General features: G+C 63.5%; 11 protein-coding genes. 4 read left to right on the top strand and 7 right to left on the bottom strand.

The annotated features are described in order from the left end of the window. The 4 genes from fliO to fliR form a co-directional block, all read left to right on the top strand. On the top strand, window positions 1-361 hold a 361-nt coding region (gene fliO / locus B7L71_RS16125; protein ID WP_081139132.1), incomplete at its 5' end, for a flagellar biosynthetic protein FliO. Window positions 362-417: 56 nt separating this feature from the next. Further along, on the top strand, window positions 418-1122 hold the full coding sequence (gene fliP / locus B7L71_RS16130; protein WP_081139263.1) for a flagellar type III secretion system pore protein FliP: 705 nt from the start codon (window positions 418-420) through the stop codon (window positions 1120-1122). 21 nt (window positions 1123-1143) lie between these two features. Further along, on the top strand, window positions 1144-1413 hold the full coding sequence (gene fliQ / locus B7L71_RS16135) for a flagellar biosynthesis protein FliQ (RefSeq protein WP_081139134.1): 270 nt from the start codon (window positions 1144-1146) through the stop codon (window positions 1411-1413). A gap of 12 nt (window positions 1414-1425) precedes the next feature. After that, window positions 1426-2217, top strand: a complete 792-nt coding sequence (fliR, locus tag B7L71_RS16140) for a flagellar biosynthetic protein FliR (protein WP_081139136.1) — start codon at window positions 1426-1428, stop codon at window positions 2215-2217. Window positions 2218-2344: 127 nt separating this feature from the next. Here the strand turns inward: fliR and B7L71_RS16145 are convergent, their stop codons facing one another. The 7 genes from B7L71_RS16145 to B7L71_RS16175 all read right to left on the bottom strand — a co-directional run. Continuing rightward, on the bottom strand, window positions 2345-2788 hold the full coding sequence (locus B7L71_RS16145) for a flagellar protein FlhE (RefSeq protein WP_081139138.1): 444 nt from the start codon (window positions 2786-2788) through the stop codon (window positions 2345-2347). Beyond that, window positions 2785-3114, bottom strand: a complete 330-nt coding sequence (locus B7L71_RS16150) for a flagellar protein FliT (RefSeq protein ID WP_170919523.1) — start codon at window positions 3112-3114, stop codon at window positions 2785-2787. Before B7L71_RS16150 ends, B7L71_RS16145 begins: the two co-directional genes overlap by 4 nt. A gap of 27 nt (window positions 3115-3141) precedes the next feature. After that, window positions 3142-4539: a flagellar filament capping protein FliD gene (gene fliD / locus B7L71_RS16155; protein ID WP_081139142.1), complete on the bottom strand. Its 1398-nt coding sequence runs from the start codon at window positions 4537-4539 to the stop codon at window positions 3142-3144. Between the two features lie 123 nt (window positions 4540-4662). Next, window positions 4663-5859 carry a flagellar hook-associated protein FlgL gene (flgL, locus tag B7L71_RS16160; protein WP_081139144.1) on the bottom strand — a complete coding sequence of 399 codons (1197 nt, stop codon included), beginning with the start codon at window positions 5857-5859 and terminating at the stop codon, window positions 4663-4665. Window positions 5860-5896: 37 nt separating this feature from the next. Further along, the gene (flgK, locus tag B7L71_RS16165; RefSeq protein ID WP_081139146.1) at window positions 5897-7798 is read right to left on the bottom strand and encodes a flagellar hook-associated protein FlgK; all 1902 of its coding nucleotides are present in this window, start codon (window positions 7796-7798) and stop codon (window positions 5897-5899) included. A 76-nt stretch (window positions 7799-7874) separates the two neighbouring features. Next, window positions 7875-8945, bottom strand: a complete 1071-nt coding sequence (gene flgJ / locus B7L71_RS16170) for a flagellar assembly peptidoglycan hydrolase FlgJ (RefSeq protein WP_081139148.1) — start codon at window positions 8943-8945, stop codon at window positions 7875-7877. Continuing rightward, window positions 8945-9574 (bottom strand): flagellar basal body P-ring protein FlgI (locus tag B7L71_RS16175; RefSeq protein ID WP_170919524.1); only part of this gene is annotated, 630 nt, incomplete at its 5' end. The genes flgJ and B7L71_RS16175, both read right to left, overlap by 1 nt.

The raw sequence follows: 9574 nt of genomic DNA on the forward strand, positions 1-9574 counted from the left end.
CGCCATGGGCAAGACCGCGGCGGCGCTGGCCCTGGTGGTCGGCATCATCCTGCTGTGCAGCTATCTGGTCAAGCGGCTGGGGCCCGGCCGGCATTTGCAACACCAACGACTCAAGGTGGTGGGCAGTACCGCGGTGGGCGGTCGTGAACGCGTCGTCATCGTCGAGGTAGAAGATACCTGGCTGGTCCTCGGTGTCGCCAACGGTCAAGTGAACAAGCTGCACGAGCTGCCGGCCCCGGACGAGCCGACGGAGCCACCGCCCGCTTCTTTCCAGGCGCAGGGGACGAGTTTCGCCAATCGCTTCGCCCAGGCATTGAAGCACAATGCCGGTCAGACACTGGGCAGGGGGAAGGAGCGGTGAGGATAAGCGGAAGAGCGTTCCCTGCATGGCCGGCCGGCCTGGTCTTGCTGGTGGCCATGCTGCTTCCGGGCAGCGTCTCGGCCCAGGAGATCCCAGGCATCGTCAGTCAGCCCACGGGCGATGGCGGCCAGCAATGGTCCATCCAGTTGCAGACCCTGCTGCTGCTGAGCTCGATGGCCTTCCTTCCGGCCATGCTCCTGATGATGACCGGGTTCACGCGTATCGTCATCGTCCTGAGCCTGCTGCGCACCGCCATGGGCACCCAGTCCGCTCCTCCCAACCAGGTGTTGCTCGGGCTGGCCCTGTTCCTGACCTTCTTCGTGATGTCGCCGGTATTCTCGCAGGTCTACGAGCTCGCCTGGGTGCCGCTGTCCGAGAACCAGATCAACTTCGATGAGTTCCTGGTGATCGGGAGCCAGCCGTTTCGCGAGTTCATGCTCGCCCAGACCCGGGAGCCCGACCTGGCGCTCTTTGCGCGGCTGGCCGATGTCGGCCCCATGCAGGGCCCCGAGGACGTGCCCATGCGCGTGCTGATGCCGGCCTTCGTCACCAGCGAGTTGAAGACCGCCTTCCAGATCGGTTTCACCATCTTCATCCCGTTCCTGATCATCGATCTGGTGGTGGCCAGCGTGCTGATGTCGCTAGGCATGATGATGGTGCCGCCGGCCACCATCTCCCTGCCCTTCAAGCTGATGCTCTTCGTGCTCGTGGATGGCTGGCAATTGATCATCGGCTCCCTGGCCCAGAGCTTCTACCTCTAATCCCCAACGTGAGGGGCGAAAATGAGTCCTGAAATCGTCATGAGCATGGCCTACCAGGGAATGCGCGTCACGCTGATGCTGGCGGCCCCCCTGCTGCTCACCGCCCTGTTTACCGGCTTGCTCGTCAGCCTCTTCCAGGCGGCAACGCAAATCAACGAGATGACCTTGACGTTCATCCCCAAGATACTGGGCGTCTTCACCGTCCTGGTGCTGGCGGGTCCTTGGTTGATCAAGTTGATCACCGACTTCACCCGTGAGCTGTTCAGCAATATCCCGTTGATGCTGGTCTAGCCCGGAAATCGCATGGTAGAAGTGACCTTCGCCCAGCTGCAGGGTTGGCTGATGCTGTTCCTGTGGCCCTTCGTGCGTATCACGGCCTTTCTCATGGCGTCGCCGCTGCTGGGTCACTCCAGCGTGCCCAATCAGGCCAAGATCGGTCTGGCCGTGCTGATCACGGTAGTGCTCGGACCGAACCTGCCGCCCATGCCCGAGGCTCCGCTGGTCTCCTGGGTGAGCCTCGGCATCATGGTCGAGCAGATGCTGATCGGCATCGCCATCGGCTTGACCATGCAGGTGATGTTCGCCGTGGTACAGGCTGCCGGTGAATTCATCGGCCTGCAGATGGGCCTGGCCTTCGCCACCTTCTTCGATTCCAGCAGCGGCACGCAGACGATGATCCTGTCGCGCCTGCTCTACATGATCACGCTATTGATGTTTCTCGCCTTCAACGGCCACCTGATCGTGATCGAGATCATCGCCACCACCTTCATTACGCTGCCCATCGGCATGGGAGGCTTCAATGCCGGCGCCTTCGAGCTGTTGGTCCGCTTCGGCGGCACCATTTTCGCCGCCGGCATGCTGCTTGCCCTGCCGCTGGTCGGCGCGCTGCTGATCATCAACCTGTCGATGGGAATTCTCAATCGCTCCGCCCCCCAGCTCACGGTATTCAATATCGGCTTTCCGGCATCGCTCACCGTCGGCCTGTTCCTGCTGATGATCCTGATGTCGGACTTCGGGCGCTTCCTGCAACGCCTGTTCAGCGACGGCCTGCTCTTCCTGCGCCAGATGCTGGAAGCCATGGCGCCCCTGGCCTAGGCTCGCGGCTTGCGCGAAGTGCCTGCGGCGGCTCGGGATCCGGCTGAGTGATGAAGGTGGGGGAAGGAGAAGAGGTAAAGAAGCGCTCGCCACGCGATGCCGAGACGCAAGGATGGGAGACATCCCATCAACGATAATGGGCGATCAGCTGCAGGCCTTGCACCTGTACCATGCGCTTGTGGCCCGGCCTCAGGGCAAAACGAAAGTGCAGGGGGTCATGGACGCGGCCGCCGCTGAATGCCCGGGTGCTGCCGCGCTCGCCGGACAGGGCGGTACAGGCGTCAACCTGGCACAACCAGGCACGCACCGCTTCGCCGGGAGGGAGTCGATACCGCCAGCTCACCTCGGCAAGCGTCGCATCGCCGGGAACCGCGGCTGGCGCCAAGAGAGGCGCGGAACGCACCTCGCGCTCGGCCATCGTCACGCGTACGCCCTGGACTTGGGCCACCCAACTGCCTGCGGCCACGGCTGGTTGGGACAACCCCATCAGCACGGTCGCCGAGACCGTTCCCAGCCAGCCGAGGCGGCTCCGAACCCGCGGCCCTTCGTTGGACATGCGCAGCGGCTTCATCTTCTTCCCTGCCCACCGTAAGCACGATGCAGCTTGCCCTGCTGTCGCGTCACCCGCATCAGTTCGGCCAGTTCGTCGCGTCTTGCATCGGCCCGCTGGCGAATCTCCCGATCGTGCTCGATGAGCGCCTCGACGAGCTGCAGCTTGTGCTGGATCAGCGCCGGTTCCGTCAGGGCCTCCTCGTCCAGCCGGCGTATATGCGCCGCTTGCCTCCGGTAGTCCTGCTCGAGCTCGAGCACCCGCTCCCACTCGTCCTCACGGGCCGCCCCCAACATCGCCTTGGCCTGCGACAGGAGCGCCTCATAGGCTGCCGTGACGTCGCTCATGACAATCTCCTGCCGGGGCATGTCATTCTATTTGCGTCCCATTTGAGCGTTCATCATGTCGAACTGCTCGGTCAGGTACTGGCTGGTCTGATTCATCTGCGCCACCATCAGGTCGAGTTGCACGAATTGAGCCCGATAACGCTCCATGGTCCTCTCGATCTGCTGTTCGGTGCGGATATACTGCTGATCGAGACGCTCGATCTGGGATTCCAGACTGCTGACCGCCAGGTCCAGCGTTCCCCCATCGGCAAGGATGGCCTCCAGGGCATCGTCCAATTGCTGTGCCAGTCCCGGGTTTTCGGCATCGCCGACGAAGAACGCCTGAACGCCGCTGAAGTCGTTGGCAATGGCCTCATCGAGCTTGGCCTCGTCCAATCTCAGGGTGCCGTCCACATTCAGGGTGATGCCGATCTCGAACAGCCAGTTGTAACCGTCCCCCTCGACGCCGGCATTCATCACGCTGCGCAGTTGGCTCTCGATGCTGCGCAGGGTACTATTACCCAGCAGCGCTCCTCCAGTACTCCCCTCCTTTTTATCACTGTCCGAGGCATCGAAGCTGGTGAGATGGCCGATGGTCGCGCGCAGCGCATTGTAGCTGTCGACGAAGGCAACGATCGCCTGCTTGGCAACGTCGGTGTCCTGCTGAACCGTGACGGTCGATCTGCCCACCTCTTCCAGGCTCAGGGTGACACCCTGGATCGCCCCCTCCACCATATTGGACTGGCTGGTAATGGCGACACCATTGACCGTCAGCAAGGCATTCCGGGCCGCCACATAAGTGCCACCTTCAAGGAAAGCGCCATTCTCATCCTGAGTGGCGTCCATCTCCAGATTCTGGCTCAAGTCGCCACTCACCTGGATGCCGGTGACTGCCGCGTCGGTGCCGGTCTCGCTGGAGACGAGAGACAGCCGGTAGCCCTGGCCGTCATGGATGATCGAAGCGGTGACACCGGCGTTCTCGGCATTGATGGCATCGCGGATGTCCTCAAGGGAACTCTCCTCCGCGGCGATCTGGATGTCCAGCGTCTCACCATTGCCAAGGGTAAAGCTCAGCGTTCCGGCGCCAAGCGATTCCGTGGCATCATCCACCCGCTCGGTCGCGACGCTGGAGGCCTGGGCCAGTTGCTCCACCTCGACCTGATAGCGGCCGGGTACGGCATCGGCGCTCGCCGCGGCCTGCACGCTATCGCCATTCACTTCGCTGGAGACGGCCTCGAAGGTGGCCGGGTCGCTGAGCGCGGCGGTGGAAACCTGCAGCCCACTCAAGGCACCCTCGAGCTGGCCATAGGCCGAGATCGTGGTCTGATGTTTCTCCTGCTGCTGGACGATGGGCTCGAGCTTCATACGCTCGGCTGCTTCCAACTCATCCAACAGGCCATTCAGGTCGAGGCCCGATCCGACCCCCAGTGAACTGATAGTGCTCATATCGCATCCTTCTCCGTTGTGTGCGGTACGCCAGGCCCTTTTCCCACCCGAGCACTTGGCGGCAACTCATTCATTTCTTATCGGCCACGCGGGGTGCGTCCTTTAATCAATACCGCCCGCATGTCACATGTAGTTGAACAGCGACAGTCCTTGAATGGCGACGAAGGTCTGCTGCGCCGCCTGCAGGCCCACCCGGCGCATGGCGTATTCGGAAATCGCCTGGTTGTAATCGAGATCGATCAGGTCGGAGCGGGTCTGCTCATAGTTGATCATGCGGGTGCTGCCCACGCTATCCAGCACGTCCAGCTCATTGAGCTTGGCGCCCACCGAGGCTTGCACGGTAAGCACGTTGTCCAGGGCGTTGTCGAGCTTGCGCAAGGTGGTATTCATGGTATTGGTGAAGGCCGCCTGATCGGCGGGTGTCTCGATGGGTGTCTCCAGCGCCGTTATCGCCTTCTCGAGGGTGGTGAAGACGTTGGTGCCCATCTGCTCGGCGGGGCCCACCGCCAGGGTGTCGCCATCCTCCGGCACGCCATCGAGGGTGATGCTCAGCCCGCCCAGATCGATCTGCTGGCCCGCCTCGTAGGGAACGGGATCCCCCCCGTTGACCGTATAGGTGACGTCATCCCCGTCGACCTGGAATGCCAGCGCGAAGTAGTCACCGTAATTGTCGTGAGCGGGATTGGTGACGCTGGGCCCGGTGAAGGTCACGGTGCCGGTGTTGCCGTCACCGGCCTCGGCCACGTAGCGGACGCCACCGGGTACGCTATTGAACACGCTGTCGCCGTTCACCTGCACCGGCATCCGCCGGGTGGCGTCCACCTGCAACTCCTGGACGTTTTCATCCCCGACATATTCTACCTCGCCAGCCGCATTCACCACGAAGGGCGGACTGCTGTTCTGGTAGCCCCCGAACAGGTAATTGCCGTTGCCGTCGGTGGTATTGGCCAGCCCCAGCATGGTCTCGTAGATGCCGGTGAGCTCACTGGCCAGCGACTGGCGGTCGGCGTCGCTCAAGGTGCCATTGGCGGCCTGGACGATCAGGGTACGCGCGCTGGTGAGGGCATCGGTGACGCTGCCCAGCACGCTATCGGTCTGGGACAGGGTGTTGCGCGCGGTGATCCGGGTGTCCATGTACTGCTGGTTGGCGGCGATGGACTGCGAGACCGCCAGCGCCTGGGACGCCGCGCGCGGATCGTCGGAGGGATTGATGACCCGCTTGCCGGTGGCCAGTTGCTGGCCGACCCTCAAGAACTCGTTCTGCTGGCGGTTCATCGCCGAGACGCTCTGCTCGAACATGGTGACGGTGCTGACACGCATCGTGCTCTCTCCTCTTGCCGGTTATCAGTGCGGGTTATCAGGCCCGCAGTCCAAGAATGGTGTCGAACATGGTCGATGCCGTTTCGATGACCCGTGCGTTGGCCTGATAGTACTGCTGATAGCGGATCAGGTTGGCGGCTTCCTCATCCAGGTTGACGCCGGATACCGACTGCTGCACGGCCCGCAACTGATCGGTCAGGCCCTGCTGCATCTGCAGGTTGGCCTGGACCACGTTGGTCTGGTTGCCCACGTCGCTGACGATGGAGGCATAGGCCTGGTTGAGTGTGGCGCTGCCCGCGACGAGCTTCTCGTTCTGCAGTGCCTGCAGCGCCAGGGCGTTGCGGTTGTCGCCCGCTGCCGCTGGTGCCTGTCCCAGGGTCAAGGTGGCCTCCCCCTCGGCGGGCAGTTCGGTGATGGTAAAGCTGATGCCGTCGATGGTGACGGTATCGTCAACGGCCAGGGTGGTCTCGGTAAGGTTAACGGCCTGCCCATTCACCTCGACCGCCACGTCAGGCGTCACCGAGAGCTGGCCGTCAGCATTGAGAGTCAATTCGTAGGACGCCTCCCCTCCTGTGAGGGCACCGTTGGCGGCTCTCGGCTCACTGATCGCCATGTCACCATCGATATCGAGGAAACTGCCGGCGGCGATCTGCGCCTGGTCGTTGATCAGCGTCTCGACGCCGCCCGCCGCGCGGCGCACCGGCTGGATCTCATAACTGTCGCCAACCGCAAAGCCGCCATCGTCGAACGTCAGCTCGACGCCGGCAAAGCTCAAGGTGCCGTCCTCGAAGTCATGCTCGACGACCTGGCCATTGTCCTTGCGCACGATCTGGAAGGTTGGCTCACCGGTGGCGCCATCCACCGCAGTGACCCTCACGGTATAGTCGGCGGCCGCCAGTTGCGAGACGTCTCCGTAACCGGTGTCGGCAATCTGCGCACTGCCTTCGTTACGAACATGGGCATAAGCCTGGGGCTGACCAATGGAAAAGAAGTCCTGGCCCTGCTCACCGTTCAGGTCCTGCCCCAGGCGGTGCTGGTCATTGAAGCCCACGACCAGGGAGACCGCCAGTTGGCCGAGCTGGTTCTGGGTCTTGTCGAGGGTCTCGGCGCGGAAGCTCATCAGCCCGCCCAGAGCGCCGCCCTGGATGGCATCCTCGGGGAGAATCACCAGGTTGCCCGCCGCATCGCGATAGCCCACCACGGTGCGTTGGGGGTCGTAGGGCGAGGCGACCGCCTCGAGCTCGTAGTGATGGGTGCCGGTCACCAGCGGCTGCCCACCCGGCAGGTTGATGTTGTAGCTACCGCCATCCTGCACCACCAGTTGAAAGTCGGTGTGGGTACTCAGTTCCGCCACCAGGTGATCGCGCTGGTTGAGCAGTGCATTGGGTGCCTGGCCATAGCGCGCCGTGGCGATCACGATTTCATGGTTGAGCTGGGCGATCTGCTGGGTGAGCGTATTGATTTCATCGACTTCGGCAACGATCTGCTGATTGACGCCGGACTGCATGTCCTGCAGGTAGCCGTCGAAGGCGCGGAACTGGGCGCTCAGCGTATCCGCGGCACCAAGCACGCTCTGGCGCGCCGCCGGATCGGAGGGAAACGCGGCCAGGTCGCCCAGCGCGGAGAAGAAATTCTGCATCAGCGGGGCCAGGCCGGCATCGCCATCGGCCAATAGGTTGTCGATCTGGCTGATCTGCGCCTGATAGATACCGAGCGCCGAACTGGCGCTGGTGGAGGCATTCAACTGTACCGCGACGAAGGCATCGTACTGGCGCTGGATGTCATTGACCTGGACGCCCCCTCCATGCTGGTTCTCACCGAGGATCACCAGCTCGCGGTTATAGCCCGGCGTGTAGACGTTGCTGATGTTGTTGCTGGTGGTGTAGAGCGCGCTTTGCGCCGCATTGAGGCCACTGACACCGATGGAGTATATGCTCATGCTGCCTGCTTCCTTAATCAACTAGAAGTGTTATCGGCCTCGGTCCGCATATCTTTAACGAATCGAGGCTTGGCAATCAGTACGAGAAGAAGACACCGGCCAGCGTCCTCATGGATTCGAGCGGTCCCATGGTGTTCATGACCGCGATCAGCTTGCTCGCGTAGTGCGGGTCGGTGGCGTAGCCCCCCGCCTGCAGGGCGTGCGCCGCACGCTCGGCGTTCGGTGCGCCGACCACTCCCGCGTAGCGCGGATTGTCGCCGATCAATCGCGCATAGTCCGTGAAGGCCTCCTCGTAGGAACCGTAGACACGGAAACTATCCGTGACTCGGGTGCGCTTGCCGTTCACGTATTCATGGGTGACCACCTCGGTGGTCGCCCCCTGCCAACGGCTCCCGGCCTTGATGCCGAACACGTTGTAACTGTTGCCGCCGCTGGCCGTGGGAATCTCGTGACGCCCCCAGCCCGTCTCCAGTGCCGCCTGGGCCAGGATCAGCTCGGCCGGAACCCCCGTGGCACGGCTCGCCGCCTGGGCCGGCGCCGACAGCTTCGTCAGGAAGCGTTGCACATGGTCGCCTCGCTCCTGTGCCTGGTCGGTCGTTGTCCGGCGAGCGTCGCCCACCGCTGACGCACCGTCGACCGCGACGCGCCGTTCTCCATACCCACCCAGGTCGAGTTCATCGAGGAAACTGGCGGGACGCCTGGCATCGAGCTCGGCCATGAAGTCCGCCTCGGGAGGCGGCGCGTCGTCGCCATGCAGGGCGTCGCTCAGCACACGGGGCACGCCGCGGGGAATGCCGGCGATCAATTCGTCGGCCTGAGTTCGCGCCACGCTCTGCTGTGGCACCATGCCCCGACCCTCGAGCTGATTGATCAACTGCTCCGCCAGGCCGAAGCCGCGCCCCGCCAGATGCTGAGACCATTGCTGATCGAGCATGGCATTGTAGAACTGGCTCTGCTGGCTATCGAAGAGGCCCGATTGCGGCGAGGCGTCCCGCATGCTCTTGAGCATCATGTGCAGGAACAGCGCCTCGAACTGCCGCGCGGCCTCCGGAAGCCCGGCGTTGGGGTCCTGCCGTGCGGTATGCTGCAGGCGCTGCAGGCCCTGTACGTCGAGAGCGAACTGACCACCGAGATCGTTGACGCTCATCAGATGATCTCCAGGTCCGCGCGCAGCGAGCCGGCGGCCTTGAGCGCTTCGAGAATCGACATCAGGTCGGCCGGCGTGGCGCCCAGCGCATTGAGCGCATTGACCACCTCGACGAGGTCGGCGTTGCCTTCGACCACCCGCAACGCGCCCCCCTCCTGGGTAATGGCAATGTCGGTATCCGGTGCCACCACGGTTTGCCCTTCGCCGAAGGGCGCCGGCTGGCTGACCTGGAAGTCGGTATCGATGACGATCGACAGGTTGCCATGCGCCACCGCCGCACGATGCAGCGTGACGCTGGAATTGAGCACCACCGAACCGGTGCGCGAGTTGAGCACGACCTTGGCCGGCGCCTCGTTTGGCGTCACTTGGAGGTTCTCTATGCGCGCCATGAAATTGACGCGATCGTTGGGATCGTTGGGTCCCTGCAGACGAATGGTGCGGCCGTCCTGTGCGGCGGCCACCGACCAGCCGAAGGCGTCGTTGATCGCCGCGACCACGCGCTGCGCCGTACCGAAATCCGCCTGCTTGAGCTGCAGGTCGAGGATCCCGCTGTTGGCCCCGAGGCTTACCGGCACCTTGCGCTCGACGGTCGCGCCGCCCGCGATGCGCCCACCCGCCTGCTGGTTGAT

The sequence above is a fragment of the Halomonas sp. BC2 genome (genome assembly GCF_002078115.1).
Classification (GTDB): domain Bacteria; phylum Pseudomonadota; class Gammaproteobacteria; order Pseudomonadales; family Halomonadaceae; genus Vreelandella; species Vreelandella stevensii.